We start from the raw sequence: 26739 nt of genomic DNA, 5'->3' as shown, positions 1-26739 counted from the left end.
TCTGCCCGCTCTGCCCGCTCTGCCCGCTCTGCCCGGTCTGCCCGGTCTGCCCGGATTGCCCGGTGATCTCGTCCCGGGCTTCAGCGACGTCGGCCGGCACGAGTCCGGCACGCTGAAGGTCGGCCTGGGTGACGATGATCCGCACCGCCGGCTGGCGTCCGCCATACATTTTGGTGGGGTCTGCATCGGTGCCGGTCTTGAGCAGCGCGGTGAAGGAGTCCGCGGCGATCTGGTCCACGGTACGCGGGTCGTTCCGTACCCGGTCCGCCCAGGCCTCCTGCTCCGGATCTACGAAGCGCACGCCTCCGCGCTGGCGCGGGCTGGTGACACAGTCGTAGGCACTGAGCCAGTACTCGCCCTGTTCGGGGGCGAACAGCCCGCTGAGCACGACCATGCCGTCCTGGCGGCGAAACAGCTTGAACTTGGTATCGTCGCGGGCCTGCTTCTCCCGAGCCCGAATGCCAGCCTCGTCGAGCTGGTCCCGCAACCGGCGCGCCCGGCGGAATATCAGCTCAACGTTGAGCCCGATCACCTCCGGCACCAGCTCCGTGAGCGCGGCGCGCAAAATATCGGCGGACACGGCCAGATCGATCTCGCCCAAACCTCGGCGCAGCGCGTCGGCCTGGTCCACCGTGAGGGTGCCGGCGGCAACGGCATGCACGATCGGCGCCTGCCACGGCACTACCGGCCGGCCCGCCAGTCCACCGGCATCGACGTCACCCGTGCCGATGCCATCCGCACCGTCGTCATCGCCTTCCGCGGCCAACTTTTCGGCAGCATCCGTTTCACCGATCAAAATGCCCGAGGCGACCAGCTTCTCCGCCTCCCCACGGCTGGAGCCGTTGATGTGTTGCACCATCGCCACCGGCGTCGCGAACCCCTGCCGCGCAGCCAAACCCTCGCTTCCCAGCTCGGGCCGGGACCGGCGCGCGACCGTACCGGCCATCCACGCCGCAAACACGTCGAGCAATCGCCGGGCCTCAGCCAGTGACCGCTGCCCGGCCAGCACATCGGCCTCACCCAAAGCATCAAACGCTGCGCTGCAATCGCCGAGAGCGGCGACCCGATCGGCCGCCCGGCGAAGCTCATCAGCGAGGTTGTGCATACCCCAATTCTCCCACCGACCCCCCGAAACCTCGAGAAAAGCTCATTATCAGTGGATAACGAATCGAAACTATCTCCTGTGGAGAAGCTCCGGAGAAAGTCAGCGCTCGAGCGCCGGAACGCTGCGCGGGCGCACGATTAGCCAGAGGGAGAGCAGCGACACCACCGCGGCGACTCCCATAACGGATGCCATCGGTATCGACGTTCCCACTCCCAGCAGTCCCACAATCGGCGAGATCAGGCCGGCCACACCGAAGTTCGCCGCGCCAAGCAGCGACGCCGCGGTTCCGGCCTCATGCCCGTGCGCGTTGAGGGCAATGACCTGAACGCTCGGCAAAGTGAAGCCGCAGGCGGCGATGAAGAACCACAGCGGAACCAGAGTGCCCCACAGTCCCATGCCAGCAAAGTCCAGGAGCACGATCGCCCCGGCGGTGAGCAGCAGCACAACGGTAGAGACCGACAAAATCCACTGCGGCCCAATGTTGAATCGGTGCATCAGCCGCGAGCTCAACTGCACACCGGTGACGACACCGAGCGAGTTCACGGCAAAGAGCAGGCCGTATTCCTGCGGACTGAACCGGTAGACATCCTGAAAGAGAAACGGCGACGCCGAGAGGTAGGAGAACAGCCCGGTGAAGGTCATCGCCCCGATGATCGCGACGCCGACGAAGGTGCGGTCGCTCAGCACCGCCTTGTAGCGCTGCGCCAGGGTGTTGTGCCCCTTCACGTTGCGTTCACTCTCGGGCAGCGTCTCCACGATCCAGAACGCGACGGCCAGAATCACGATGACGCCGTAGGCGGCGAGCACCCAAAAGATGCCGCGCCAGTTCATCACGAGCAGAAGCTGCGAACCGATGACCGGCGCAAGCACCGGCGCGAGGCCGCTGACCAGGGCCAGCCGGGAGAGCATACGCACGAGCGGCTTGCCGCCGAACAGGTCGCGCACCATGGCCATCGCCACGACCGCACCGGCCGCAGCGCCAAAGCCCTGCAGCACGCGGAACCCCGCGAGCACAATAATGTCGTTCGACATCGCAGCACCGACGCAGGCGAGGATGTGCACGCCGGTCGCCAGCATGAGCGGCAGCCGGCGGCCCACCTTGTCGCTCCACGGACCCACAACGAGCTGCCCGAACCCGAAACCGATCATGGTTCCGGTCAGGGTGAGCTGAATGACCGACGGCAAGACACCGAATTCGCTCTCGAGAGTCGGGAAGGCCGGCAGATAGAGGTCGATCGTGAACGGGCCCAGGGCGGTGAGGGCTCCCAGAATGAGAATGTAGACGATGCGCTGTCGCCGGCTCAGCTTGTCCCCGAGGTGCACGGCAGTCGAGGAAAGTTGCGCGGCACTGATGACGGGGATGCTGGCGGTAATCACGTAGCGGACGTCCTTGGTTGGTTTAGTGAGGATGGTTGGCGGGCGACACGGCCACCCTTGCGCTAAGCGCGGGGAGCGCGAAAGTATTCCCCCGATCCAGCTGCGGGTCGAGCAGCAGCGCCTCGAAGGCCAGCTCGGCCGCCCCGATCAACAGCAGATTCGAGCCGAGCAGCGCGGGCGCGATCTGCACCCCGTCGAACGCTGTCCCGAGTGACAGAGCGGCGACCGCGCGGCTGAGCCGGTCGGGGTCGGCTGCGTGCAGCGCGGCGAGAAAGCCGCCGAGCACGATCACCTGCGGGTTGAGCACGTTCACCGCGCCAGCCAGGGCTACGGCCAGAAAGTCGAGCTGCCGGGCGACCTCGGCGTGCACCGCCGCGGAATCGGAGGCGAGCAGCGCGCGTTCGAGGGTGTCGGCATCCGTTTCGCTCGCGCGCAGGCCCAGCACCTCGAGCAGAGCGTCGCGGGTCACCTCCGCTTCGAGGGTGCCCGCGATGCCCGCCGAGTCTTTCTGCCCGCTCGCGCTGACCCGGATGTGCCCGAATTCTCCGGCGTAGCCCGCTCGACCGCCGGCCGCGACGCCCCCGACGACGAGGCCGCCACCGATTCCGCTCGATCCGCCGTTGAGGTAGATCAAGTCGGTCATACCCTGCCCGGCACCAAAGTAGCGTTCGGCGGTGACGCCGAGGCTCGCGTCGTTGGCCGCGACGACGGGCAGGCCCGTTGCCGCCGCGAGGAGGTCGCCGAGCGGCTCGTCGACCCAGCCGAGGTGTGGGGCGTGGCGCACCAGCCCGTCGAACGCACGCACCAAACCGGGCACAGCAATGCCTATTCCGATTATGGAATATTCGCTCAGGTCATTTCGCAGATCGTCGATGATGCCGGCGGTGATCGCGACGGCCTCGGCGGCCGTCGGCGACGACGACGTTGCGAAGCGGATGCGGCGGTGCACGACGCCGCTCAGAGCGACCACTCCCACGGTAATCGCGTCGATCTCGGGGTTCACCGCGAGGGCCACCACGCGGTCGCTCGCCGCGACGATCGGACTCGGCCTACCGGCCAGTTTGGTCGGGTCGGGCGTGCGTTCCTCAACCAACCCGCGCTCGACGAGTTCGGCAACCAGGGCGCCGATGGTCGACCGGTTCAGGCCGGTCAGTCGGGTGAGCTGGGCGCGCGATGCTGCCCCGCTCCGGTGCACCAGGCGCAGAATGATCGACAGGTTGCGGCGACGCAGATCGTCATGGTTGGTGCCCTGCATGGCGTCCACTGCTCTCGACTCTCATTTTTCGATCAGAATTCAGGTTACCGCTCCGGATGGACATCGTGGGGTGATACGTTGCCAGAGTCAACAAATCATCGACGGCGCTGACGGACACGGGTGCCAGACAGGGACGTCATGGAGTTTCGTTATCTCGGCAACAGCGGATTAAAAGTTTCAGAAATCACCTACGGCAATTGGCTGACCCACGGTTCTCAGATCGAAAACGACACCGCGACGGCGTGCGTGCGCGCGGCCCTCGACGCGGGAATCAGTTCCTTCGACACCGCAGACGTGTACGCCAACACCATGGCAGAGCAGGTGCTCGGCAACGCGCTCAAGGGCGAACGCCGCCAATCTCTCGAGATTTTCACCAAGGTTTTCGGCCCGACCGGCCCCAAGGGCCACAACGACGTCGGACTCTCCCGCAAGCACATCCTCGAGTCGATCGACGGCTCACTAACCCGGCTGCAGACCGACTACGTCGACCTCTACCAGGCGCATCGCTACGACGTGGAGACCCCGCTCGAAGAGACCATGCAGGCCTTCGCCGACGTCGTGCGCCAGGGCAAGGCCCTCTATATCGGGGTGAGCGAGTGGAACGCCGAGCAGCTACGCGTCGGCCACAAGCTTGCTACCGACCTGAATATTCAGCTCATCTCCAACCAGCCGCAGTATTCGATGCTCTGGCGTGTGATCGAATCCGAGGTGGTTCCGGCCGCCGAGGAACTCGGCGTCTCCCAGATCGTCTGGTCCCCGGTTGCGCAGGGCGTGCTTACCGGCAAGTATCTGCCGGGGCAGGCGCTCCTTGAAGGCAGCCGGGCAACGGATGCCAAGGGTGGCGCCAATATGATCCAGCGCTGGATGAGCACCGAGGTTCTCACGGCCGTGCAGAAGCTGCGCCCGATCGCCGATGACCTCGGGCTCACCATGGCTCAGCTCGCGCTCGCCTGGGTGCTCGCGAATAAGAACGTCGCCTCCGCCATCATGGGCGCTTCCCGCCCCGAGCAGGTCGCCGACAATGTGAAGGCCGCCGGAGTGCAGCTCGACTCTGAGGTGCTCACACAAATCGACGCCGCCGTGCGCGACCTGGCCGAGTTCGACCCGCGCAAGACCGTCTCGCCGGAGCAGCGCGAAGCGTAAGCCAGCGGCATCCGTTATTAAAAAAGGAGTACTTAATGAGAATCGCCGTTACCGGCGGCAGTGGCAAGCTCGGACGCAGCGTCGTCGCGCGCCTGACCAGCGAGGGCCACACCATCACCAACCTCGATCAGTCGGGAGTGCGCGGCGCCGGATTCACCCAGATCGACCTGACCGACTACGGCCAGGTGAGTGACGTGATGTTCGGCATCGACGACCGCACCGACGGGTTCGACGCGCTCGTGCACCTCGGCGCCATTCCGGCCCCGGGCATTTTGCCCGACGTGGCCACCTTCCATAACAATATCCTCGCGACCTACAACGTGTTCCAGGCCGCGCGGCGGGCGGGCATCAAGAGCATCGTGTACGCCTCGAGTGAGACGACCCTGGGTCTGCCCTTCGATATCGACCCGCCGTACATTCCCGTCGATGAGGAGTACCCGGCCCGCCCGGAGAGCACGTATTCGCTGGTCAAGCACCTCGAAGAGCAGATGGCCATTCAGCTCGTGCGTTGGGATCCGCTGCTCAGCATCACGGCGCTGCGCTTGTCCAACGTCATGGACGAAGGCGACTACGCGGCCTTCCCCGGCTACGACGCCGACGCCACCCTGCGCAAGTGGAACCTCTGGGGCTACATCGACGGGCGCGACGGCGCCCAGGCCGTGCTGCGGGCGCTCGAGCAGGCGCAGCCGGGCTTCGAGACGTTCATCATCGCGGCCGCCGACACCGTGATGAGTCGGTCGAGTGCAAGCCTGGCGGCCGCGGTCTTTCCAAACGTTTCCGTCACGAAAGAGGTCGGCGAACACGAGACCTTGCTGTCGATCGACAAGGCGAAGCGGATGCTCGGCTTCGCCCCCGAGCACAGCTGGCGGGATCACGTGTAGCGCGTTGAACCCGTGGACAAGGAACGACGTGTTTACTTTCACATAAAGTGCGTCTATCTGTGAATGATTGGGAAACGGGGGATTCGTCCTTCGTGAGCACACTCCAGGCGACCCCTCGTCGATTTGAAGATCGGAGGAACCAACTCATGATCGTTTGTTGGGAACAAGGACGGAGCGTAGTTGATCGCCTGATTGCGGAGCGCCGACTGGATCGGGTGGCACCAAATCGAGAGCTCTCAGACCTCATGATCGACCAGGCAGAGGCGCACCTGGCCACCGCGGAGTTCGCCATGCACCACGACGCACCCGGCGCTTTCCAGCTCGCTTATGACGCAGCACGCAAGTCGCTCGCTGCGGAACTGGCCAACCAGGGGCTCCGAGCCAAAAGGGCCGGGGCCCACCTCACACTCTACGAATCCACCCGCGCCCAGCCCCATCCGCCGCTTGGACCTGTCCTCGATGAACTCGACTGGATGCGGCAACTTGCGCAACAGCACGGAATACCCGAATCTGAACCGACCCATTGCAGGGTTGACCGATGTCCAGGACTCAATTCCCGCTGCCCCAAAAGATTCTTGAATTGGTGAAAACGCTGCTAGACACCATGCCCGTGTATTGACCGAGACGATCGACAGGGCGAGGATGCTCGGCTACGCAAATTCACGCACGATTGCGCTCGCTTCTGATATATGTTTGAGTAATCAACAAATCATCAATGCAGCTGAAATGGAAGTAGTGACATGACCGTGAGCCTGACCCCCACCCGCGACGACAAGTTCTCCTTCGGCCTGTGGACCGTCGGTTACAACGGCAGCGACCCGTTCGGCGGCCCCACCCGGCCCAAGCTAGACGTCGTCGACGCCGTCACCAACCTGGCCGAGCTCGGCGCCTACGGCCTCACCTTTCACGATGATGACCTGTTCGACTTCGGTTCAACGGATGCCGCCCGCCAGCAGCAGATCGACCGCCTCAAGCAGGCCCTCGCCGACACCGGCCTGGTCGTGCCGATGGTTACCACCAACCTGTTCAGCGCTCCGGTGTTCAAGGACGGCGGGTTCACCTCGAACGACCGGGCCGTGCGCCGGTTCGCGCTCCGCAAGGTTTTGCGCAATATCGACCTCGCCGCCGAGCTCGGCGCCCAGACCTTCGTCATGTGGGGCGGCCGCGAGGGCGCCGAGTATGACGCGGCCAAGGACATCCGTTCGGCGCTCGAGCGTTACCGTGAGGCCGTCAACCTGCTCGGCGACTATGTCACCGACAAGGGCTACGACATCTGCTTTGCCATTGAGCCCAAGCCCAACGAACCCCGCGGCGATATTCTGCTGCCGACCGTCGGCCACGCGATGGCCTTCATCGAAACGCTTGAGCGGCCCGAAATGGTCGGCGTGAACCCCGAAGTCGGGCACGAGCAGATGGCCGGCCTCAACTTCGCTGCCGGCATCGCCCAGGCGCTGTACCAGGGCAAGCTGTTCCACATCGACCTGAACGGTCAACGCGGCATCAAGTACGACCAGGACCTGGTCTTCGGGCACGGCGACCTGCAGAACGCGTTCGCCCTCGTCGACCTGCTCGAAAACGGTGGCCCTAACGGTGGCCAGACCTACACCGGGCCCCGCCACTTCGACTACAAGCCTTCACGCACGGAAGACGTCGCCGGAGTGTGGACCTCGGCCGCCGCCAACATGCGCACCTACCTGCTGCTCAAACAGCGCGCCGCCGCCTTCCGCGCCGACCCCGAGGTGCAGGCGGCCCTCGCCGCGTCGAAGGTGCCTGACCTGTCGAACAACACCCTCGCCGCCGGCGAGAGCTACGACGACCTGCTGGCCGACCGCGGCTCCTACGAAGACTTCGACACCGACGCGTACTTCGGCGGCAAGGGCTTCGGCTTCGTGCACCTGCAGCAGCTCGCCCTCGAACACCTGCTCGGCGCCCGCTAGCCCCTGCCCCTGCCCGGCGGGGGCTAATTCAGGGGGTCGGCCGCCATCGCCACTATGTGCCCCGTAAAATCGGGGTCGGGTGCCAACCAGCACCCCCGGTTTCCTGATTTAGCCACCCACCACCGCGCATAACTCCTGCAAATTATCTGCCGCCCGCACCGACACCCACGTCTTTACGCCAAAGTCACTGGGCGGCCGCACAGATTGCAGGAGTTATGCGCACCTGACCTACGAACGGACATGTCATGACACTGGTTGCCGGAGTCGATTCGTCGACACAGAGTTGCAAGGTCGTCATTCGTGACGCCGATACCGGAGCGCTGGTGCGGTCCGGTCGGGCCAGCCACCCCGAAGGCACCGAGGTCGACCCCGCCGCCTGGTGGGACGCCCTGCAGGAGGCCGTCGCTGACGCCGGCGGGCTCGACGACGTCGCCGCCATCTCGATCGGGGCGCAGCAGCACGGCATGGTCGTGCTCGACGTCGACGGCGAAGTCATTCGCCCGGCGCTGCTCTGGAATGACACCCGCAGCGCCCCGGCCGCCCTCGACCTGCTGCGCGAAGTAGGCGCCGCCGAGTACGCCGCCCGCACCGGAGTCGTTCCGGTCGCGTCCTTCACCGCGACCAAACTCCGCTGGCTGCAGGACGCCGAACCGGCCAACGCGGCCCGGGTCGCCGCCGTAGCCCTGCCGCACGACTGGCTCACCTGGCGTCTGCGCGGCTTCGGCCCGGCCGCGACCTCCGTCGTCGCCGATGGCCCGGCCGCCGAAAATCCCCTCGGCCCCGTGCTGACACAGCTCACCACCGACCGTTCCGACGCGAGCGGCACAGCGTATTGGTCACCGAGCACCGGCGACTACGACCTTGACCTGTTCGAACTCGCCCTCGGCCACGCCGCCGTGCTCCCCCGCGTGCTGGATGCCGCCGACCAGGCCGGCGTTACCGCGCGACTCGTCGACAGCAGCAACCACGCCTGGCTCCCAGCCGGCATCGTGGTTGCCGCAGGTGCCGGCGACAATGCAGGTGCCGCCCTCGGCCTCGGCGCGAGCGCCGGCGACGTCATCGTCTCGATCGGCACGAGCGGCACCGTGTTCGCCGTCACCGATCAGCCCACAACGGATGCCTCCGGCTCCGTCGCCGGGTTCGCCTCGGCTTCCGCAGACTTCCTGCCCCTGGTCGCGACCCTCAATGCCGCCCGGGTGCTCGACTCTATCGCGGCCCTGCTCGGTGTCGACTACGACGAGTTAGGGCGCCTCGCCCTCGAAGCCGAGCCGGGAGCAGGCGGCCTCGTGCTGCAGCCTTACTTCGCCGGGGAACGCACGCCGAACCTGCCGGAGGCGACGGCATCCGTTTTCGGAATGACTCTCGCGTCGACGACCCGGCCGAACCTGGCACGCGCCGCGATCGAGGGCATGTTGTGCGGACTGGCCGACGGCCTCGACGCCGTGCAGGCGCTGGGCGTTGCCGTCGGGCGCATTCTGCTGATCGGCGGGGCGGCGCAGAACCCGGCCGTGCGCGCCATCGCCGCCCAGGTGTTCGCCGCTCCGGTCGTGGTACCGGCGCCGGGCGAGTATGTCGCCGACGGCGGGGCAGTGCAGGCGGCCTGGGCTCTGACCGGCACCCGGCCGACCTGGGCTGCGGCCATTGCGGCCGAGCCGGCGCCCGACTTTCAGACGGTCATTCGCGCGCAGTACGCCGCGCACGCCGCGGCCTCATTCCTCTGAACGCTCCTCAAGCGGGACCGTAGGCGCCGACCACTGAATAGCCGGTGCGCAACGACGACCGTTTCAACTGCTCAATTTCCCCCAGCCAGCGCGCATCCACTCCCCGGCGCACGTATGAGCGGTGCCTCGCCCTGCTCGGATGCCGGTCGCCGATTTCTGGAGGGGATCGAGCCAGCTCGCTCAGGCGCCGGACGATCGCATCAGGTGCGAGTATGTGCTGGATGACCCTCCTGGCGTCCTCGAGCACCCGACCGCGTCCATGTCGCTGGACACCACGATGCGTAGACCTCCTCTGACGTTCAGATCACCGCAGCTCCCGAGCGCTCAAGGCCGATACAGTAACTGAGTGAAAGCGTGGAACGACGCCCCCCAAACCATGCATCTGGACCAGAACCCGCAGATCAAATCCTCGAATCCCTTAAACGACTTCCACAGGGGACTTCCGACACGGGGCACCGGTCCGGGCGGAGCTTGTGCGCACCAGCCGACCGGTTTGCACATCGAGGCCACTCTCTTCTATAACACCTTCGGCCACAACCTCCCATTCGTGGAAGTGAACGGATGTCCGGTGTACGTTATAGGCCTCGGCGTCACGGTAGACCTCGTAGACGCCAAACAGCCGGGTCGCTTGATCGAGTTCGATTACGTCGTACTGCAAACAGCCGGTCTCATCGGCGAGGGACCGCTCGGCAAGCCTTCGAAGATGCGTGAGAAACCGTTCGAGCTTCGCTTCACACACCCGAATTTGAGCAAAAACAACGAACGCCGACTCCGCTGGCGTCGTCATTGGTTTGTGAACGCCGCGTCGAATGAGTCGGTCGGCCGTGTCCACAGCTTAGAACGAACGAACTCGATTGCCTCAGCCGCACCGTGGAGCCGGTCCATTCCTGCATCCTCCCACTCGATCGAGATGGGTCCGCTGTAGCCGATCGCCTCCAGGGCTCGGAATGCGTCTTCCCATGGCACATCGCCGTGTCCTGTCGATACGAAATCCCAGCCGCGTCGTGGGTCGCCCCACGCGAGGTGGGAACCCAGAACGCCGGCACGGCCGTTGGTTGGGCGCAGTCGGGTGTCCTTGCAGTCCACGTGGTAAATCCGGTCTTGAAAGTCCCAGATGAATCCGACAGGATCGATGTTTTGCCACATCATGTGACTCGGATCCCAGTTGAAGCCGAACGCCGGGCGATGGCCGATCGCCTCAAGAGTGCGCACGCTTGTCCAGTAGTCGTAGGCGATCTCACCGGGATGTACTTCGTGCGCGAATCGAACGCCCTCGTCGTCGAAGATGTCGAGGATTGGATTCCATCGTGCGGCGAAGTCATCGTAGCCGGCCTCAATGACCGACGGCGGCACTGGCGGGAACATGGCAACGTACGGCCAGATCGATGAACCAGTAAATCCCACAACCGTGTCTACCCCGAGCTTGCGCGCGACGCGCGCGGCACGTTTCATGTCCTCGGCTGCCCGCTGCCGCACACCTTCAGCCTCTCCGTCTCCCCACACATAGGGGCGCAGGATCGCCTGATGGCGAAAGTCGATGGGAGCGTCGCAGACGGACTGCCCTGCGAGGTGGTTCGAGATGGCAAAGACCTTCAGGCCGTGGCGGTCTAAAATCTCGAGCCGGGATGCGAGGTACGCGGCATCTTCATCGGCTCGTTGTAGGTCGAGGTGGTCGCCCGACGCGGCGATCTCAAGACCGTCATAGCCCCACGAGGCGGCCAGGCGCGCTACCTCTTCGAAGGGGAGGTCTGCCCATTGGCCCGTGAACAAGGTGACGGGGTGCGTCGGCTGGCTCATGCCGCCCTCGAGGTCGACTGACGAGTTGGTACGACCTCAACCCAATTACCCGATTTCGATGACTCGATGACTGCATCCGTCAGCTGGGCGGCACGCACTCCATCGGCAAAGGTGGGAAGTCCATGGACGACTTTGCCCTCGATCACGGAATGCACATCCTTCATGAATAGACCGAAGCAATCTTGATAGCCCTGCGGATGCCCGGAGGGCACTGTGACGTAGGGCGCGGTGGCAGCGTGGTTCACCGTCTCAAGGCCCTTCGGAATGATTGAGATTCCTGAGGTCGACCCGATCCACAGACCGTTTGGATTTTCTTGGTCGAAGGCATAGGAGCGGTGTTCGCCATCGAGCGACATCCACAGCTGATTTTTACGTCCGGGGCTGGCTTGGGAGATTACGACAGAGCCTGTGGCGCCGTGATCTGTATGGAACATCATGGTCACTCCGTCTTCTGTGGCGACGGCGACCTCGCCCGCCTCGGACAGGCGAGTGTCATGTAGCCGCGAGCTCTGCGCGAGCAATTTTTGTATGCGGTGACCGGTAGTGAACTCGAAAAGGTCGCACCAGTGCACACCGATGTCGGCGAAGGCACGGGATCCCGCGTCCATCACCCGCCAGTTGTAGCTCGACTGATCGGAGAGCCAGTCTTGTAGGTAGTGACCGTGCGCGAGCCAGATGCGTTCGCCAGAATCGGCGATTCGGGCCTTTGCTTCGCGAACCGTCGGATAGAAGCGGTAGACGAAGGGCACGGCGTTTACGACTCCGGCATCATCGGCGGCGCGCTGGAGCCGTAGGGCGTCGTCGGCGGTGAGGGCTAGTGGTTTCTCACAGATGACGTGTTTGCCCGAGGCAATTGCGGCCAGGGCTAGTGGAACGTGCTGCGCGTTTGGAGTGCAGATGTGTACCAGATCGACATCCGGATGGGCGATCAACTCTTCTGGTGTGAGAGCCAGCGGCACGTTCTCTTCGTCAGCGGCTCGTCGTGTTCGGTCGGCATCGCGGCCGGCGTAGGCGACGACGACGCCGCCTACTGAACGCACAGCGTGTGTGTGCACCCGTCCCATAAAGCCGGTTCCGATAATGCCGCTCCGGAGCGGTCGGGTCGTCACTTTTTCCTCGATAAGGCGACCGCTGCGATGATGATCGCGCCACGCACGACCGACTGTTGGGCGACGTCGAGCCCGGCGAGGATGAGGCCGTTGTTAATGAGACCCATGAAGAGCGACCCGACGAGCGTACCGATGATCGCCCCCCGGCCTCCGAAAAGGCTTGTACCGCCGAGAATTACTGCGGCGATGACTGTGAGCTCGTCACCTTGGCCCCATTGGAAGCGGCCTGATTCGAGCCGGCCCGCGTAAAGCATCCCTGCGATAGCAGCGGCGATACCTGAAAGAAGCAGTACGGTGAATTTAATCCGTGCGGTGCGGATTCCGGTGTACGCGGCTGCGGTGGGATTACCGCCGGTCGCCAACACACGGCGTCCGAAACTTGTTCGGTTCATTGCAATCCATCCGACCGCCACGGCCACGACCGTCCAGACGAGGAGCCCGGGTACAGGGCCGAAATCACCGCCGCCGAAGATCTGCACATACAAGGTGTCGCTGATGGGCTGGGGTGCCGAGGCGGTGATCCACTGCGCGAGCCCGGCCGCGAGGCCGAGCATCCCAAGCGTAACGAGGAAGGACGGGACCTTCAGCAAGGCAACGAGTCCGCCGTTGATCGCGCCGATAATGGCCCCGGAGAGTAGTCCCGCGACGATGCCGGGAACGAGCCCCCACTGGGTCGTCGCCATGGCGGTGACGACGGAGGCGAGACCGGCGATCGAGCCGACGCTGAGGTCGATTTCGGCAGTGGCGATCACGAAGGTCATTGCGACAGCCATTATCGAAATTGTTGCCGTCTGCCGCACGATGTTCAGCATGTTGTTGGCGGAGAGGAATCCGTCGTTGCTAAGGAAGATGGCGAACAGGATGAACACGACCACGAACGCGATGTAAATAACGTTGCTACGCCAGTCGAACCGACTAACAGCTTGGGAGATGAGGGATGGCCTGGTGGCCGTTGTGGGGCTGCTCATGCTGCCTCTCCTTGGATTATGAGTTGAAGCTGTTCCTCGCTCGCGACGTCGTCGCGGTCGAGTTCGCGGTCGGAGCGTCCTTCGCGGAACACGACGATGCGGTCGGCGACCGCGAGGAGTTCTGGTAATTCGGATGAGATGAACAGCACCGCATTGCCCTGCGATGCAAATTCACGCACGATGTCGAGGATTTCCGTCTTCGTGCCAATGTCGACACCGGAGGTAGGCTCGTCCATCACTAATATGCGAGGGCCTGTGTTGATCCACTTCGCCACGACTACCTTCTGCTGGTTGCCGCCTGACAGCAGACTGACCGGCGCATAGGGGTCGGCGACCTTGACGTCGAAGCGGTTGACGAGCTGATTGGTCAGCTCGCGCAACTTGGTCATGGAAAGGAAGACGCCTGACTTCACGCGGTCAAGCACGGGAAGGGCGAGATTCTCCGAGACGGAGTGCTCAAGCACCAGCCCCTGTTCGCGACGGTCCTCAGGAATGAGCGCGATACCCGCCTGCTGAGCCGCCATCGGGGTACTAAAGCGAACGAGTGTGCCATCGATACTCAGCGTTCCTTGAGTCGGACGGTCCATTCCGGCGACCACGCGAGCGAACTCGGTGCGTCCGCTGCCCATCAGCCCGGCGAGACCGACGATCTCTCCAGCACGGATCGTGAGGCTGACTGATTTGAGTACGCGACTGCTCCCAATGTCGGTGGCTTCGAGCACAATGGGAGCATCGGCCAGCAGGTGTCGGTCGCGATATACCAGGTCAGAGGCGAGCCTCCGGCCGATGATCGCTTCGATGATCTCAGCTGCGGTCAGTTGCGCGACGCCGGCTGCGAGCACGACGCGGCCGTCCCGCAAAACCGTGATGCGGTCGGCGACCCTGCGGATCTCGTCCATCCGATGGGAGATGTAGACGATGGCGATGCCACGGGTCTTGAGCTTGTCGATAAGTTCGAAGAGGTTCTCAACCTCGTGTTTGGCGAGACTGGCCGTGGGTTCGTCCATTACCAGGACGCTGGCATTCTTGGCCAAAGCCTTAGCGATCTCCACCAGCTGCCAGTACGCGGTGCCCAGCGTCTCCACCCGCGCCTTGGGGTCGATCTTTACACCCAAACCGTCAAAGATTTCGCGCGCCGCCTTCTCCGCCATACGGTCATCAACCAGTCCGGCTTTACCGCGGATCTCGCGGTTGAGAAAGATGTTCTGCGCTACCGTCATCGAGGGGATGAGGCTGAATTCCTGAAAGACCATGCCGATGCCGGCCCGCTCGGCATCGACGGTGGTTCGGATGACGACCGGCTGTCCCCCGACCTCGATAGTGCCAGAGGTGATCGGATGAACGCCTTGCAGGACCTTCATTAGGGTGGACTTGCCCGCGCCGTTCTCTCCGGCGAGAGCGTGCACCTCACCGGCCACGATGTCCATGTCAACGGATTTCAGGACTTCGACCGGGCCGAAGCTCTTGACGATGCCTCGCATTCTTACCGCTGGAGGGGCGCCAGCAGTCTCAGACATCGGTGGCGTTCGGGTCGGTCACATCCGGAACCCGCACCCACTCACCGGTTCGGCCGGATTCAAGAATGGCGTCGTCGACGAGCGCGGCTTGGTAGCCGTCGGCGAAGTTGGGTTCGACAGTTCCGCCTTCAGCGACTGCCTTGAGGAAGTCGTGGGCTTCGATGATCTTCGTTTCGCTGTAACCGATACCCAGCGCAGGGATAGGCCAGAGCGACTCACCATATGGCGTGTTCGGGCCGGTATATACCGTGCGAAAGCCTCGACGATCGGCGCGGTCATTCTTGAACGCTACCTGGAGCTCGTCACGGTTCTCGTAATTGAAGAAAATAGAGCCTTCGGTTCCATGAATTTCGAAGGTGATGTAGTTGTTGCGGCCCCAGGCGTTGCGCGTTGCCTCAAGGGAGCCGACCGCGCCATTGCGAAACTTGATCAACGACATTGCCTCGTCGTCGACGTCGACCGCGCCACGCGGGCCGTCAGACGTGGAGGAACCGCCGAGGGCGTCAAAACCACCAGACTGGAGCGGACGGTCGGGGATAAAGTTCGAGACCAGCGAGGTAACTTCGGAAATCTCGCCGACCAGATAGCGGGCCAAGTCAACCACGTGCGAGCCGATGTCACCCACGGCGCCCGAGCCGGCGATGTCTTTCTGGAAACGCCAGCTGAGCGGCGAGTTCGGATCTGCGCTCCAATCCTGCAAATAGGTACCGCGAAAGTTCAGAATGGTGCCAATAGCGCCCTCGTCGATGTACTTCTTAGCGAGCGCTACAGCCGGGGTGCGGCGGTAGTTGAAGGCAACTGCTGTAACAACGCCGGCCTTCTGGGCCGCCTCGTACATGCGGCGGGCTTCGCCGGCCGTCGGGGCCAGAGGCTTTTCACAAATGATGTGTTTGCCGGCCTCGGCAGCGGCGATTGCGATCTCGGCGTGCAGATTATTCGGGGTGGCGATATCGATTACATCGATCCCGGGATCGTTGACGACGTCGCGCCACGATGACGAATAACCGTCCCACGAGTACCGCTCGGCGGCAGTGCGAGCAAGATCGTCGGTCACATCGACGATGATCTTCTTGATTGGGCGCGCCGGAGACGGCCAGAAGAACATGGGCATCGCCGCGTAGGCGAGGGAATGGGCTTTACCCATAAATCCGCCACCAATCATGGCGATATTAATCTCTTGCATGACTACCTTTCCTGAGCCACCGGGGCTCGACAGTTCTGTTGATCATCAATTTTCAAAAGTTCTCGTGGGGCGACCGTTTTCGGCCGCCCCACGAGTCGATCATCGGTTATTAGTCGACGTAGGCATCCTTGATGGCAGCCGGCGGAGCCGAGTGGTAAACGGTCTCCCAAGCCTCAAGAACGTTCTTGTGGTCGACGGGCAGCGAGCTCAGCGCGACGTAGGCCGGAACCTCCAGACCGAGCATACTGAGCGCGGCGAGGTCGGCCTCGGCGATTCCCTGGTCATAGGGAAGCTGGGCTCCGAGGCCAACGATCATCTGATTCTTCGCCAGAGCGATCGCCACGTTCGTGCCGAGGTCTTCGGTGGCGATCTTGATGTCGGTGCGACCGGTCTCTCGGGCAGCGGCCATCACGCCCTCCGCTGGCACGTCCCAAACAGCCCAAATACCGTCGAGGTCGGGGTTTTTGGTGAGCATGGCGTTGGCCACGCCTTGGGCATCGCCGGCGAAGTCAGGCCCGGCGATTCCTTGCTCCTGAATGATTTCAATATCGGGGAACTCGTCGGTGATCGTTTTCGTGAAGCCAGCGTATCGCTGCTGGGTGACGAAGAAGTCGGCCTCGTGATAGATCACGCCGATCGTTCCTTGGCCACCGAGGGAGCGGGCGAGGAGGTATGCCGAGGTGACCCCGTTACCGTAGTTGTCGGCTGACACCATCGAGACATAATCTTCACCGGCGACGAAGCCCTGGGGCACATTGTCCATAAAAACTAGTTTGACGCCCTGTTCACTGGCCTTGCGGTAGGCACTAGCCGTTGCCACAGGATCGGTGGGAATGGACACGATGATATCGGGGTCCTGCGCCAGAACCGTCTCGATGTTGGCGACTTGCGTGGCCGGGTTGAAGTTAGCATCCGTGGTTGCGATGACTTCGATGCCGAGACGGTCGAATTCCGCGTTCAGGCCGGCGATTTGGGCGTTCGCCCAGTCGTTTCCACCGTAGTGCATCACAATCGCGGCGGTGAGGCCCATACCCGCGATCTCGGTTGCCTGCTCGTCGGTTACAGTCGTGGTGTCGACCGAGGCGGGCTCTTCGCCGTTGGGGCCGATGCTGAAAACCTTGCCGGTGATGTCCGCGAGGGCCGCATCAATCTGAGCGGTGACCTCGGGTGCAACCTCGGTTGCGGTGGATTGCGCAGACGGGGTGCACCCCGTCAACGCGAATAGACCCGCGGCCGCAACTGCGGCGACAAGCGTTGTTGAAACTTTCATTCTCCATGCTCCTTTGCTATGAGTAACTACTTGGTCGTGCTTAGGATCGTGCGGGGTCGGTAAGCGTTAGGTTCTGCAGAAATGTAAGACTTTTCCTGGCAGCTTCATCGTTGTCACCCTCGTATCCGTCGAGCTCAACGGTGATCCAGTCTTGATAGCCCGCGTCGATGACCGCAGCAAAGATGGCGGTGAGGTCCAGGTCGCCCGCGCCCAGCGGCAGGAAGGCGTTGGTCTTCTGATCGAGGTCTTTCAGGTGCACGTACGCCAGACGGTCGCTGTACTTCTGGATTACGGCTACGGGATCACCGCCGCCTGCGGCGATGTGCGCAACGTCGGCACAAAGACCGATGGAGGTGGCGGCGAAGAGAGCGTCGATTTGGTCCGGTGCTTGGGCGATGCTTCCGAGGTGAGGGTGATAGCTGGGAATGAGGCCGGCCGCGCGAGCGCGCTCGGCGATAATATCCAGGAAGGCACCAGCTACCTCATAGTCCTGCGCCCTAGGGCCGGTGGACCGCACTGCGCCGCCGCCGACTACATAGTGGCGCGCACCCGCGAACGCGGCTAGTCGAATCGAACGATCGAAGCGGACGAGCTCGTCTTCCTGGGCATCAGGGTAGATAAAGTGTCCACCAGTGTAGACGCCAGCGATTTCAAGGCCATTGGCTTGCACGATAGATACGAAGTCGTCGATCGATTCTTCGAAGGGAAGGAGGTTGCCGTCGAACAACTCGATTCCGGAGTAGCCGGCTGCAGCGATCGCCTGGACGGTTTGATGCACGTCTCCCGGCGTCACATAGAAACCCGATCCCAGATCAGTCACTGCGCCGGGCGTACCGACCACGCCGCCCCACGCGTTGGCCTCGTAGGCGAACTTCATCAATTCTACCTCCTTGTAGTTTGTCCTTGCTGGGTTGAAAGTAGCACTTATGACATTAAAATGTCAATAGACAGTTTTTTTGGGCACTCGTTCGGTCCGGTAGTGTTCTTTTTACTCATTGGTCTTTTCATGATTTGGGATACGAGACTATGTTTTCATCCGGTGCCGGCGACCTCTTTCAGCTGTTCCGCGACGGCCGACCGCGAACGCGATCCGAGCTTGTCGACGAGACCGGGTTGGCGAGAACCAGCGTGGTGAACAGGCTGGCTGGGCTCACGGCGATCGGCTTGGTGACTCCGAAAGGCCTGGCATCATCGTCAGGCGGGCGCCCCGCCGCGCGCTTGATGTTCGACCAGACCTCGAGGGTCTGCATAGGAATCGACCTTGGCGCTACCCGCGGTGCGGTGGGCGTTCTCGACCTTTCCGGCCGCGTGCTTTATCAGGAGAGCCGGGTGCTTGACATCGCCGACGGACCGACCGAGATTCTCACATGGGCCGTCGACACCGCGGAGCGCCTACTCGTCGCTAGTGGTCATCAGCAACGGGATCTGTTGGGGATTGGCGTGGGGGTGCCAGGCCCCGTAGAACATTCGACGGGCCGGCCCATCCGCCCCCCGATCATGCCGGGCTGGGACGGCTTTGACATCCCCGCTTTTGTGCGCCAGCGCCTGATGGCCACGGTCCTGGTCGACAACGACGTGAACCTGCTCGCACTCGGCGAGCAAGCGACCCAGTGGCCCGCGGTCGACGATTTGGTCTTCATTAAGGTGTCCACGGGAATTGGCGCGGGCATCATCCTGGGCGGAGTACTGCAGCGCGGTTCCCGGGGCTCAGCAGGCGACATTGGACATGTACTGGTGCCCGGAACGGCCAACGATCGTGACCTTGAGGCGACGGCCAGCGCCCCGGCAATAGCGGCGTACCTGAGTCGGGATGGGGTCGCGATTATCGGGCCCGGTGACGTCACCGGCCGCATCAGAATGGGCGACCCCACAGCGATTGCCGCTGCGCGCGCGGCGGGGCGAGCGATCGGCGAGGTCACGGCGATGTGCGTCAGCGTCCTGAACCCGTCTGTCGTCGTCATTGGGGGACAGCTGGGTATAAACGTGCAGGAGATCATCGCAGGCGTGCGTGAAGTGGTGTACCGGCGATCGATTCCCCTAGCCAATCAGCACCTCAACATCGTGCCCGCTCGGGGTGGTCCCGATGCGGGCATCCGAGGAGCCGGGCTCATGGTGCTCAGCGAGCGCTTGGGTGCGGCCGCCGTGGATGAGATGATCGCCGAGCTCGACTGAATGCAGTTGCACGAGCATCCACCCATCGGTCGGGTTCGGGTTTTGACGCATGGAAAATCTAAAAATACGGTGTTGATCAAGTAAAACACGACTCATAAAGACTCTCGTTTTACCCATCAGAGATGGCATCTCGTCGCTGCTTGTTTCTCAGAGGTGTCAAGCCGTTTCGACATCGTTGGACGACCCAAATTTCATGTCGGCGGACGCGTTGGTCTTGGCGATGTTTTCGGCGGTGAAAGCCAGGCAAACTGAACTCGTCGATGGATAGGCACTACTCCCCGGATACCTCGGCGCGAACGCGAGTCTGAACGCGACCGCCCGGCGTTCGGCCTGAAAGGGGATCCCAGCCATCTCATGTGGCAGCAGATCGATCCGGTCGCGTTCATCAGCGACTTCCAGGACCGCATCTACCACGTGGATTGCAAGGATACGAAGATGCGGATGGGTGGCGGGCGCAACGGCATCCTCTCGTCTCATCTGCCGTGGGGAGACCCGCGACGCGGCTGGGATTTCGTCTCGACGGGCCGCGGTGATGTGCCGTGGGAGGACAGCTTTTGTGCGCTGACCGCGATCGGCTACGACGGCCCCCTCTCGGTGGAGTACGAAGACGCATGGACCGCCTGCAGGGCGCGCCGGAGGCACTCGCTTTCCTGATGAGCTTCGGTTTTGCGCAGCCGAGCACCTCGTTCGATGCGGCCTTCACCCAGTAGGTGCCCACGCGTTAAGCTCGGCTCTCACAGTCGCCTCACAGGCTCCCGGAACCAGACCGTTAGGCAGGGCCGCTAACGTTTTAGGCAACAGCAGCTACAAACGAATGGTGAACTTCCGCATGAGCACTTCCGGCCAGGCCCGCCCGCCCAAGAAAGACCGCCGCGAAGACGCCCGCGAAACCGCCCGCCTCATGCGCGCCGAGCAGGTCAAGCGGGACCAACGCCGTCGACTCTTTCTGCGCGGAGGCATCGGTATCGGCCTGCTCGCCGTGGTCGCCATCGTCGCCGTGGTCATCGTGAACAACGTCACCGCCCCGGCAGCGGCGAGCCCGGCCAACATGGCCAGCGACGGCATCCTGCTCGGTAGCGACGGAACGACGGTTTCCGCCGCCGCGACAGCAGCTCTAGAAGCGGATGCCGACCCGATCGCCACCGACCAGAGCGCGCTTGTCGAGACGGCCAACATCGTGATGTACATCGACTACCTGTGCCCGATCTGCGGCGATTTCGAGGCCACCAATGGCGAGCAGATTACCGAGTGGGTCACCGCCGGAAATGCCACGGTCGAGGTTCACCCGATCTCAATTCTCGATCGGTTGTCGTCGGGCACCGAGTACGCCACCCGCGCCGCAAACGCGGCTGCCTGCGTGGCCAACTATGCTCCCGACAACTTTCTCGATTTCAACGCGGCCATGTTCGCCGATCAGCCCGCCGAGGACACGACCGGCTTGACCAATGCCGAGCTGACCAGCCTGGTTGAGGGGTCCGGGGTGACCTCCAGCGAGGTCGCCAGCTGCATCGCCGATCAGACCTACTCCGACTGGGTCGACGCCTCGACGCAACGTGCGCTCGAGGGACCGATTCCCAACTCCGACATTGATGCAATCGAGGGAACCCCGACGGTGCTGGTGAATGGCGTGAAGTACTCGGGCTCCAACAGCGATGCCGCCACTTTCGAAGCCTTCGTCACTGAGCAGGCGTCCGCTGATGCCGAGTCGGGCGAATAGCATGTTCGGCCCGATTCATCGACCGGGCCCGGGCCCGGAAAGCGGGCCCACGATCGATCATGGGCCCGGCTCCGCAACCTGGGCCCGACGTTCTCAGCCCAGCGCCAACCCCGCCAACAGGGCGAGCGCAGCTCCACCGCCGGATGCCGGCGTAGCATCCGCGAAAACGGATGCCGCGCCGCCCGTGTTCGGGGCGGTTCTCGATTCGGCGACCCGCTGCATCCACTTTCACTCTGAACTGGACATCGTGGCGATCAGGTTCGCCTGCTGCCGGCGCTACTACCCTTGCTACCAGTGCCACGACGAGGCTGTACGGGGCGAACCCGTTCCGCATGCGGCCCGGCGGTGGCCACAGTCCGAGTGGTCGGAGCTCGCGATTCTGTGCGGGGCCTGCCACCGCGAGCTCAGCATCACCGAGTATCGCCAGGTCGAGCGCTGCCCGCACTGCGCGGCCGAATTCAACCCCGGCTGCCGCCTGCACGCCCACCTCTACTTCGAGGAGTCCGACGGGTGACCCGGCCGCGGGCCGATACCTTCAGCCCCCTGAACGCTGGTCATCTCTGGTGAGGTGCCAAAGTTAGCACCTCGCGGCGGCGCACGCACCCCATTCCGCGGGCTCCCATNAAGTTAGCACCTCGCGGCGGCGCACGCACCCCATTCCGCGGGCTCCCATTTCAGGCCCAATCTTTTCCGGGCCCGGGCCCGGGCCCGGAAAGCGGGACCATGATCGATCGTGGGCCCCCGTTCGCAACATGGGCCCGGCCTCGCGGGCGCCCGAGGCAGAGTCAGAGGCAGAGGCAGAGGCAGAGGCAGAGTCAGAGGCAGAGGCAGAGTCAGAGTCAGAGTCAGAGGCAGAGGCAGAGTCAGAGTCAGAGTCAGCCGAGCGCCAGCCCCGCCCAGAGACCGAGTGCTGCGCCGCCAACGGATGCGACGAGCATGCCGATCCCGTTGGCCAGCGCGGCCAGATACCGCCGTTGCTGGGCCAGTCGCACGGTCTCGAAACTCGCCGTGCTGAACGTCGTGTAGCCTCCGAGCAGACCGACGCCGATCACGAGGCTCCACTCTGGCGCGAGCAGGTGGTTCAGGGCGAGGCCGGTGACGAGGCCGAGCAGCAGCGAGCCGCTCACGTTGATAATGGTCGTGCCGAACGGAAACGCCCCGCCGAGGCGGGAGCGCACGAGGCCGTCGAGGTAGAACCGGGCGGCCGCGCCCACGCCGCCGGCGCAGGCGATCCCCAGGAACAGGAGCGGGGTCATCCGTTCGCCCCCGGATGCCGGTGCAGAGCGGCGCCGAGCACGATGCCGAGCCCGGTGGCCACGCCGCCAAGCAGCACGGTGCCGAGAGCATAGGTGAGCGCGAGGCCGACCTCGCCGCCGTGCAGGAGCAGTGCACTGTCGGTCGCGAGCGCGCTGTAGGTCGTGAAACCGCCGAGCAGACCGGTGCCGAGCAGGAGTCGCAGGCTGCGGCGGCCACCGGCATCGTGTCCGCTGCGCACGAGGGCCTCGAGCAGGAGGCCAAGCAACAGGGCACCGAGTAGGTTAATTCCGAGCGTGGTCAGCGGTAGGCGACCGTCAGGAAGCACGAGCGAGAGCGCTTCGCGCAGGGCGGTGCCCGCCGTTCCGCCGAGAAACACCAGGCCGAGGTAGCGCCAGCGCAGATGCGCGGCGCGCGGCGTGATTTCGTCGATGGTGTCCTGCCCGGTGTGATTCCGTCGCAATGAGTAGGAACCATCAGCGCGGGCAGTTTGAGCGGATGCTCCGGCGGGATCCATCGCCGAGGCCAGAATACACGTCTGCGCCCGGGTAGGCCTCCGGCACGTGGCGACTGCGGCACGTAATCGCTGCGGCGCGAAATACCCGCGCGGCTGGACGGCTACCGCTCCGACTCCCACGGCAGCTCGTCGCGGAAGGCTACCGGGGCGAGCGGAACTACGACGACCGGCCGGTGCTGCCGGTGGGCGAGGTGTACGGCCACGGAGCCGCCGAAGAATTCCTGCACGCTGGCCCGCACGCCGGATTCGCGGGTACCGACCACGATCATCGCGGCGTCGAGCGTGTCGGCGAGGTGGGCGAGGGCACGGGCCGGATCGCCCGCCACCGCCCGGGTAGACCAGACCAGGTTGCTGCCATCGAGCAGAGTCGTCAGGTGAGCGCGGAAGGCCACGCTGAATCCGTCGTCATCGGTGTCGTCAAGGTCGGGGTCGATCGGCAGGGAGATAACGCCTCCATCGGCGAACTCATCCACGAAATATCGGCCGGCATCGACCGTGGCGCAGACCAGCTCGGCCTGAAACCGGGCAGCAAAGGCAGCGGCCTCCAGCACAACGGCGTCGGGCTGGCCCGGAATCACGCCGACGATCACATAGGTGCTCACGGATGGCTCCTCTCCCCTGGCGCCAGCTTGCCAGCAATTGCGCCGAGCGCATAGGGCCAGAACAGACCGAACAATTCGAAAAACGACACGCGACACAAACGGATGCCCCGGCGCCGGCCATCAGCACGAACGGCGGCCTGACAGGACGGCTCAGGTCCCGGACGCGATCAGGCGGCCGACCTCAGACGGCGGCCAGCACGCCCGCGACGGAGTCGAGCGAGCCGGGTACCAGGCTGTAATACGACCAGGTTCCCCGCTTGGCCCGACTGAGAAAACCTGCGTCGACGAGCACCTTCAGGTGGTGCGAGATGGTTGGCTGGCTCAGCGTGAGCTGGTCGGTGAGGTCGCAGACGCAGGCCTCGGCGTCGGCGTGGGCCGCCACGATCGAGATGATGCGCAGGCGGGCGGGGTCGGCGAGGGCCTTGAGCGAGCGGGCCAGGGAGTCTGCGTGGTCCGGGGCGATGGCGGCGCGCGCCAGCGGGGAGGAGCAGGCATCCGCTTGAGAAATGTCGGTCAGGGGCAGGGTCCGGGTAAACGTCATCTGAACAGATCCTCCTTAGATTGACATTGGTCAATGTATTGATCTAGCGTGGACATCGACAACGATCAATGTTACCGCGAATCGCTGTCGTCAAGACTTGGAGATTCGTGAGCATTACGGCACCTGCCCCCACCCGACTCGGCGCGATGGACCGGCTGCTGCCGGTCTGGATCCTCGCCGCCATGGGCCTCGGCCTGCTGCTCGCCGTGTTCGTTCCGGCCGTCGGCGATCTGCTGCACGCGTTCACGATCGGCTCGATCAGCGTGCCGATCGCCATCGGGTTACTGATCATGATGTACCCGGTGCTCGCCAAGGTGCGTTACACGGATGCCCGTTCCGTCGCCTCCGACAAGCGCCTGCTGATCTCTTCTCTGCTGCTGAACTGGCTGGTCGGTCCAGCGCTCATGTTCGCCCTGGCCTGGATCTTTCTGCCCGACCTGCCCGAATATCGCACCGGACTGATCATCGTCGGCCTCGCCCGCTGCATCGCCATGGTGCTGATCTGGAACGACCTCGCCTGCGGCGACCGCGAAGCCGCAGCATTTCTCGTGGCCGTGAACTCGGTGTTCCAGGTCGTCGCGTTCGGTGCCCTCGGCTGGTTTTACCTGCAGGTCCTGCCGGCCTGGCTCGGCCTGCCCACCACGAGCGCCGAGTTCTCGATCTGGGCGATCACCGCGAGCGTGCTGGTGTTCCTTGGAATTCCACTGCTGGCCGGGTATTTGTCTCGCCGCATCGGTGAGGCCCGCCGCGGCCGCGACTGGTACGAGGCTCGCTTTCTACCCCGGGTCGGCCCGTTCGCGCTCTGGGGACTGCTGTTCACGATCGTCATGCTGTTCGCCCTGCAGGGCCAGCAGGTCATCGACCACCCCGGCGACGTGGCCCGCATCGCACTGCCGATGCTGGTCTACTTCGCGATGATGTTCCTCGCCGGTTTCCTCACCGGGCGCCTGCTGCGCCTGAGCTACGAACGCACCACGACGCTGGCTTTCACCGCCGCCGGCAACAACTTCGAGCTTGCGATCGCCGTCGCGATCGGAACCTTCGGCGCCCTCAGCGGCCAGGCCCTCGCCGGCATCGTCGGCCCGCTGATCGAAGTGCCGGCGCTCGTCGCGCTCGTTTACGTCGCGCTCTGGCTGAAACCGCGACTCTTTCCCGAACGGATGCCGGCGGCCGACTCTGCGCCGGTCGCAGCATCCACTCGTACCCTCGTCTAACTGAAGGAACTTAGAAATGAAACCCTCCGTACTGTTTGTCTGCGTACACAACGCCGGACGCTCGCAGATGGCCGCTGGCTTTCTGACCGCACTGTCGCAGGGCCGCGTCGAGGTACTCTCGGCCGGCTCGGAGCCGAAGGATCAGATCAACCCGGTCGCGATCGCCGCGATGGCCGAAGAGGGCATCGACATCGCCGGCAACGTGCCGAAGATCCTCACGACCGAGGCCGTCAAGCAGTCCGACGTCGTCATCACAATGGGCTGCGGCGACGCCTGCCCGATCTTTCCAGGCAAGCGTTACGAGGACTGGAAGCTGGACGATCCGGCCGGCCAGGGCATCGAAAGCGTGCGCCCCATTCGCGATGAGATCAAGGCGCGCATCGAGGCGCTGCTCGCCGAGATTCTGCCGGTCGAGGCTTAGGCATGCTTCCCGGCCTGACCTACCCGGAAGAGTCGCTCAAGCGTCTCGCCGGTGAGCTCGCCGAGCAGTTTCACGGCATCTTCGCCGCCGAGACCGTCGAACGTTACGTGCTCGAGTCCTATACCGGGCTGCTGCGCACGTCGAGCGTGAAGGCTCATTTGACGACCCGCACGGCACGCTTTGCTCGCGAACGCCTGAATGCACTGGGCCAGGCCAAGGGTGCGATCGAGCGCCCGGTGCCCGAAGTTTTGTTCGTCTGCGAGCAGAATGCCGGCCGCTCGCAGATGGCCGCGGTGTTCACCAATTCCCTGTCGGGCGGTGCCGTGCACGTGCGTTCGGCCGGATCGATGCCCCTGCCCGAGCTGAACCCGACCATGGTCGCGGTCATGGCCGAACTCGGCCTGTCGCTCGACGAGTCATTTCCGAAGCCGCTCACCGACGACGTGGTGCAGGCGGCGGACGTCGTGATCACCATGGGCTGCGGCGATGCCTGCCCGATCTACCCTGGCAAACGCTACGTCGATTGGGAGCTCGTCGATCCGGCCGGCCAGCCGATCGAGGAGGTGCGGCGCATCCGCGACCAGATCCGGGCGAACGTCACGGAGATGCTGGCCGGTCTCGGAGTGACCCCCGCCGTCTGAGTGCCGCGCTCTTTGCGGACTTGGCCCGGGCCCTGTCCCCGGGCCAAGTTTATAGACTGGGCCCGGAGTCAGAGGGTGGGCCCGGCGAGCGGATGCCGCGCCCCGCCGCCCGTGCCCCGCCCGCACGCCCTACGCGAGCGTCAGGAACAACTTCTCAAGCTCGGGGACCGTCAGCGAGTTCTCGCTGTCGGGGTTCGCGATGCAGTCGCGCATCGCGGTCGACACGATGACGAAGCCGGCCTTGTCGAGGGCACTCGACACGGCAGCCAGTTGGGTCACGACGTCGCGGCAATTGCCGCCGCCCTCGACCGCGGCGATGACCGCGGTCAGCTGCCCCTGCGCCCGGCGCAACCGGTTCAGGATCTTCTTCTGCTCGGCGGCGCGCACGTCGTCCATC

General features: G+C 64.2%; 26 protein-coding genes, 1 pseudogene and 1 riboswitch. Of the genes and pseudogenes, 11 read left to right on the top strand and 16 right to left on the bottom strand.

From position 1 onward, the window contains the following. From CXY80_RS03190 to CXY80_RS03180, 3 genes are all read right to left on the bottom strand, one after another. Positions 1-1105, bottom strand: a 1105-nt coding sequence (locus CXY80_RS03190; RefSeq protein ID WP_146070653.1) for a DUF222 domain-containing protein, incomplete at its 3' end; no start/stop codon positions are given. A gap of 99 nt (positions 1106-1204) precedes the next feature. Beyond that, entirely contained in the window at positions 1205-2479 is a 1275-nt protein-coding gene (locus tag CXY80_RS03185) for a multidrug effflux MFS transporter (RefSeq protein WP_369828611.1), read from the bottom strand. 25 nt (positions 2480-2504) lie between these two features. Continuing rightward, complete coding sequence (locus CXY80_RS03180) at positions 2505-3737, bottom strand: ROK family transcriptional regulator (protein WP_104131576.1); 1233 nt, start codon at positions 3735-3737, stop codon at positions 2505-2507. Positions 3738-3875: 138 nt separating this feature from the next. Between CXY80_RS03180 and CXY80_RS03175 the strand changes: the two genes are divergently transcribed. From CXY80_RS03175 to CXY80_RS03155, 4 genes are all read left to right on the top strand, one after another. After that, complete coding sequence (locus tag CXY80_RS03175) at positions 3876-4880, top strand: aldo/keto reductase family protein (protein ID WP_104131573.1); 1005 nt, start codon at positions 3876-3878, stop codon at positions 4878-4880. Between the two features lie 35 nt (positions 4881-4915). Further along, positions 4916-5761 carry an NAD(P)-dependent oxidoreductase gene (locus tag CXY80_RS03170; RefSeq protein WP_104131572.1) on the top strand — a complete coding sequence of 282 codons (846 nt, stop codon included), beginning with the start codon at positions 4916-4918 and terminating at the stop codon, positions 5759-5761. 740 nt (positions 5762-6501) lie between these two features. After that, complete coding sequence (gene xylA, locus CXY80_RS03160; protein WP_104131570.1) at positions 6502-7698, top strand: xylose isomerase; 1197 nt, start codon at positions 6502-6504, stop codon at positions 7696-7698. 245 nt (positions 7699-7943) lie between these two features. After that, positions 7944-9419 (top strand): xylulokinase, encoded by a 1476-nt coding sequence (locus tag CXY80_RS03155; RefSeq protein ID WP_104131569.1) that lies wholly within the window; start codon positions 7944-7946, stop codon positions 9417-9419. Positions 9420-9837: 418 nt separating this feature from the next. On the opposite strand, the gene CXY80_RS03150 is transcribed toward CXY80_RS03155, so the two are convergent. The 8 genes from CXY80_RS03150 to CXY80_RS03115 form a co-directional block, all read right to left on the bottom strand. Beyond that, the gene (locus CXY80_RS03150) at positions 9838-10206 is read right to left on the bottom strand and encodes a putative quinol monooxygenase (protein WP_104131568.1); all 369 of its coding nucleotides are present in this window, start codon (positions 10204-10206) and stop codon (positions 9838-9840) included. Then, entirely contained in the window at positions 10203-11216 is a 1014-nt protein-coding gene (locus tag CXY80_RS03145) for a sugar phosphate isomerase/epimerase (protein WP_104131567.1), read from the bottom strand. The genes CXY80_RS03150 and CXY80_RS03145 overlap by 4 nt, the downstream gene beginning before the upstream one ends. Further along, the gene (locus CXY80_RS03140) at positions 11213-12325 is read right to left on the bottom strand and encodes a Gfo/Idh/MocA family protein (protein WP_104131566.1); all 1113 of its coding nucleotides are present in this window, start codon (positions 12323-12325) and stop codon (positions 11213-11215) included. Before CXY80_RS03140 ends, CXY80_RS03145 begins: the two co-directional genes overlap by 4 nt. Then, positions 12322-13293, bottom strand: a complete 972-nt coding sequence (locus CXY80_RS03135) for an ABC transporter permease (RefSeq protein ID WP_092448299.1) — start codon at positions 13291-13293, stop codon at positions 12322-12324. Before CXY80_RS03135 ends, CXY80_RS03140 begins: the two co-directional genes overlap by 4 nt. Then, positions 13290-14810 carry a sugar ABC transporter ATP-binding protein gene (locus tag CXY80_RS03130; RefSeq protein ID WP_199182215.1) on the bottom strand — a complete coding sequence of 507 codons (1521 nt, stop codon included), beginning with the start codon at positions 14808-14810 and terminating at the stop codon, positions 13290-13292. Before CXY80_RS03130 ends, CXY80_RS03135 begins: the two co-directional genes overlap by 4 nt. Continuing rightward, positions 14803-15993, bottom strand: a complete 1191-nt coding sequence (locus CXY80_RS03125) for a Gfo/Idh/MocA family protein (protein WP_092448301.1) — start codon at positions 15991-15993, stop codon at positions 14803-14805. Before CXY80_RS03125 ends, CXY80_RS03130 begins: the two co-directional genes overlap by 8 nt. A gap of 109 nt (positions 15994-16102) precedes the next feature. Next, positions 16103-17263: a substrate-binding domain-containing protein gene (locus tag CXY80_RS03120; RefSeq protein ID WP_092448302.1), complete on the bottom strand. Its 1161-nt coding sequence runs from the start codon at positions 17261-17263 to the stop codon at positions 16103-16105. Positions 17264-17303: 40 nt separating this feature from the next. Further along, on the bottom strand, positions 17304-18140 hold the full coding sequence (locus tag CXY80_RS03115) for a sugar phosphate isomerase/epimerase (protein WP_092448303.1): 837 nt from the start codon (positions 18138-18140) through the stop codon (positions 17304-17306). A 149-nt stretch (positions 18141-18289) separates the two neighbouring features. Between CXY80_RS03115 and CXY80_RS03110 the strand changes: the two genes are divergently transcribed. The 4 genes and pseudogenes from CXY80_RS03110 to CXY80_RS03090 all read left to right on the top strand — a co-directional run bounded on the left by CXY80_RS03110 (position 18290) and on the right by CXY80_RS03090 (position 21666). After that, positions 18290-19435 carry an ROK family protein gene (locus CXY80_RS03110; protein ID WP_092448304.1) on the top strand — a complete coding sequence of 382 codons (1146 nt, stop codon included), beginning with the start codon at positions 18290-18292 and terminating at the stop codon, positions 19433-19435. A 315-nt stretch (positions 19436-19750) separates the two neighbouring features. Beyond that, positions 19751-20145: pseudogene (locus CXY80_RS03100) on the top strand (sugar phosphate isomerase/epimerase family protein); the annotation flags it as partial. Positions 20146-20264: 119 nt separating this feature from the next. After that, positions 20265-21152, top strand: coding sequence for a thioredoxin domain-containing protein (locus CXY80_RS03095; protein WP_158251547.1), 888 nt, complete (start codon positions 20265-20267; stop codon positions 21150-21152). Between the two features lies 1 nt (position 21153). Beyond that, positions 21154-21666, top strand: a complete 513-nt coding sequence (locus CXY80_RS03090; protein ID WP_104131564.1) for a CHY zinc finger protein — start codon at positions 21154-21156, stop codon at positions 21664-21666. 361 nt (positions 21667-22027) lie between these two features. On the opposite strand, the gene crcB is transcribed toward CXY80_RS03090, so the two are convergent. From crcB to CXY80_RS03070, 4 genes are all read right to left on the bottom strand, one after another. Further along, complete coding sequence (crcB, locus tag CXY80_RS03085; protein WP_104131563.1) at positions 22028-22408, bottom strand: fluoride efflux transporter CrcB; 381 nt, start codon at positions 22406-22408, stop codon at positions 22028-22030. Then, positions 22405-22869, bottom strand: coding sequence for a CrcB family protein (locus CXY80_RS03080; RefSeq protein ID WP_241991099.1), 465 nt, complete (start codon positions 22867-22869; stop codon positions 22405-22407). Before CXY80_RS03080 ends, crcB begins: the two co-directional genes overlap by 4 nt. Next, positions 22867-22936: riboswitch (Fluoride riboswitch) on the bottom strand. (Overlaps the previous gene by 3 nt.) Before the next feature lie 88 nt (positions 22937-23024). Continuing rightward, on the bottom strand, positions 23025-23525 hold the full coding sequence (locus tag CXY80_RS03075) for a universal stress protein (RefSeq protein WP_092448310.1): 501 nt from the start codon (positions 23523-23525) through the stop codon (positions 23025-23027). A gap of 181 nt (positions 23526-23706) precedes the next feature. Then, positions 23707-24066, bottom strand: a complete 360-nt coding sequence (locus CXY80_RS03070; RefSeq protein ID WP_092448311.1) for a helix-turn-helix transcriptional regulator — start codon at positions 24064-24066, stop codon at positions 23707-23709. 146 nt (positions 24067-24212) lie between these two features. Here CXY80_RS03070 and arsB point away from each other — a divergent pair, with 146 nt between their 5' ends. The 3 genes from arsB to CXY80_RS03055 are packed head-to-tail and all read left to right on the top strand — an operon-like array spanning position 24213 to position 26342. Beyond that, complete coding sequence (gene arsB / locus CXY80_RS03065; protein ID WP_198415561.1) at positions 24213-25280, top strand: ACR3 family arsenite efflux transporter; 1068 nt, start codon at positions 24213-24215, stop codon at positions 25278-25280. A 16-nt stretch (positions 25281-25296) separates the two neighbouring features. Further along, positions 25297-25701: an arsenate reductase ArsC gene (locus CXY80_RS03060; protein WP_104131561.1), complete on the top strand. Its 405-nt coding sequence runs from the start codon at positions 25297-25299 to the stop codon at positions 25699-25701. A gap of 2 nt (positions 25702-25703) precedes the next feature. Continuing rightward, on the top strand, positions 25704-26342 hold the full coding sequence (locus CXY80_RS03055) for an arsenate reductase ArsC (protein WP_104131560.1): 639 nt from the start codon (positions 25704-25706) through the stop codon (positions 26340-26342). Positions 26343-26471: 129 nt separating this feature from the next. Here the strand turns inward: CXY80_RS03055 and CXY80_RS03050 are convergent, their stop codons facing one another. After that, the gene (locus CXY80_RS03050; RefSeq protein WP_092448315.1) at positions 26472-26738 is read right to left on the bottom strand and encodes a metal-sensitive transcriptional regulator; all 267 of its coding nucleotides are present in this window, start codon (positions 26736-26738) and stop codon (positions 26472-26474) included. Between the last annotated feature and the right edge of the window lies 1 nt (position 26739).

Source organism: Cryobacterium sp. M91, assembly GCF_002929615.1.
GTDB classification, from domain to species: Bacteria; Actinomycetota; Actinomycetes; order Actinomycetales; family Microbacteriaceae; genus Cryobacterium; species Cryobacterium levicorallinum.
This window is presented reverse-complemented; position numbering and strand designations above follow the sequence as displayed.

Excerpts from the sequence above, each read along its gene's own strand:
- CXY80_RS03180 (WP_104131576.1), bottom strand. The coding sequence starts at position 3,737 with ATGCAGGGCACCAACCATGACGATCTGCGTCGCCGCAACCTGTCGATC.
- CXY80_RS03175 (WP_104131573.1), top strand. The coding sequence starts at position 3,876 with ATGGAGTTTCGTTATCTCGGCAACAGCGGATTAAAAGTTTCAGAAATC.
- CXY80_RS03170 (WP_104131572.1), top strand. The coding sequence starts at position 4,916 with ATGAGAATCGCCGTTACCGGCGGCAGTGGCAAGCTCGGACGCAGCGTC.
- xylA (WP_104131570.1), top strand. The coding sequence starts at position 6,502 with ATGACCGTGAGCCTGACCCCCACCCGCGACGACAAGTTCTCCTTCGGC.
- CXY80_RS03155 (WP_104131569.1), top strand. The coding sequence starts at position 7,944 with ATGACACTGGTTGCCGGAGTCGATTCGTCGACACAGAGTTGCAAGGTC.
- CXY80_RS03150 (WP_104131568.1), bottom strand. The coding sequence starts at position 10,206 with ATGACGACGCCAGCGGAGTCGGCGTTCGTTGTTTTTGCTCAAATTCGG.
- CXY80_RS03145 (WP_104131567.1), bottom strand. The coding sequence starts at position 11,216 with ATGAGCCAGCCGACGCACCCCGTCACCTTGTTCACGGGCCAATGGGCA.
- CXY80_RS03135 (WP_092448299.1), bottom strand. The coding sequence starts at position 13,293 with ATGAGCAGCCCCACAACGGCCACCAGGCCATCCCTCATCTCCCAAGCT.
- CXY80_RS03130 (WP_199182215.1), bottom strand. The coding sequence starts at position 14,810 with ATGTCTGAGACTGCTGGCGCCCCTCCAGCGGTAAGAATGCGAGGCATC.
- CXY80_RS03125 (WP_092448301.1), bottom strand. The coding sequence starts at position 15,993 with ATGCAAGAGATTAATATCGCCATGATTGGTGGCGGATTTATGGGTAAA.
- CXY80_RS03120 (WP_092448302.1), bottom strand. The coding sequence starts at position 17,263 with ATGAAAGTTTCAACAACGCTTGTCGCCGCAGTTGCGGCCGCGGGTCTA.
- CXY80_RS03115 (WP_092448303.1), bottom strand. The coding sequence starts at position 18,140 with ATGAAGTTCGCCTACGAGGCCAACGCGTGGGGCGGCGTGGTCGGTACG.
- CXY80_RS03110 (WP_092448304.1), top strand. The coding sequence starts at position 18,290 with ATGTTTTCATCCGGTGCCGGCGACCTCTTTCAGCTGTTCCGCGACGGC.
- CXY80_RS03095 (WP_158251547.1), top strand. The coding sequence starts at position 20,265 with ATGAGCACTTCCGGCCAGGCCCGCCCGCCCAAGAAAGACCGCCGCGAA.
- CXY80_RS03090 (WP_104131564.1), top strand. The coding sequence starts at position 21,154 with ATGTTCGGCCCGATTCATCGACCGGGCCCGGGCCCGGAAAGCGGGCCC.
- crcB (WP_104131563.1), bottom strand. The coding sequence starts at position 22,408 with ATGACCCCGCTCCTGTTCCTGGGGATCGCCTGCGCCGGCGGCGTGGGC.
- CXY80_RS03070 (WP_092448311.1), bottom strand. The coding sequence starts at position 24,066 with ATGACGTTTACCCGGACCCTGCCCCTGACCGACATTTCTCAAGCGGAT.
- arsB (WP_198415561.1), top strand. The coding sequence starts at position 24,213 with ATGGACCGGCTGCTGCCGGTCTGGATCCTCGCCGCCATGGGCCTCGGC.
- CXY80_RS03060 (WP_104131561.1), top strand. The coding sequence starts at position 25,297 with ATGAAACCCTCCGTACTGTTTGTCTGCGTACACAACGCCGGACGCTCG.
- CXY80_RS03055 (WP_104131560.1), top strand. The coding sequence starts at position 25,704 with ATGCTTCCCGGCCTGACCTACCCGGAAGAGTCGCTCAAGCGTCTCGCC.
- CXY80_RS03050 (WP_092448315.1), bottom strand. The coding sequence starts at position 26,738 with ATGGACGACGTGCGCGCCGCCGAGCAGAAGAAGATCCTGAACCGGTTG.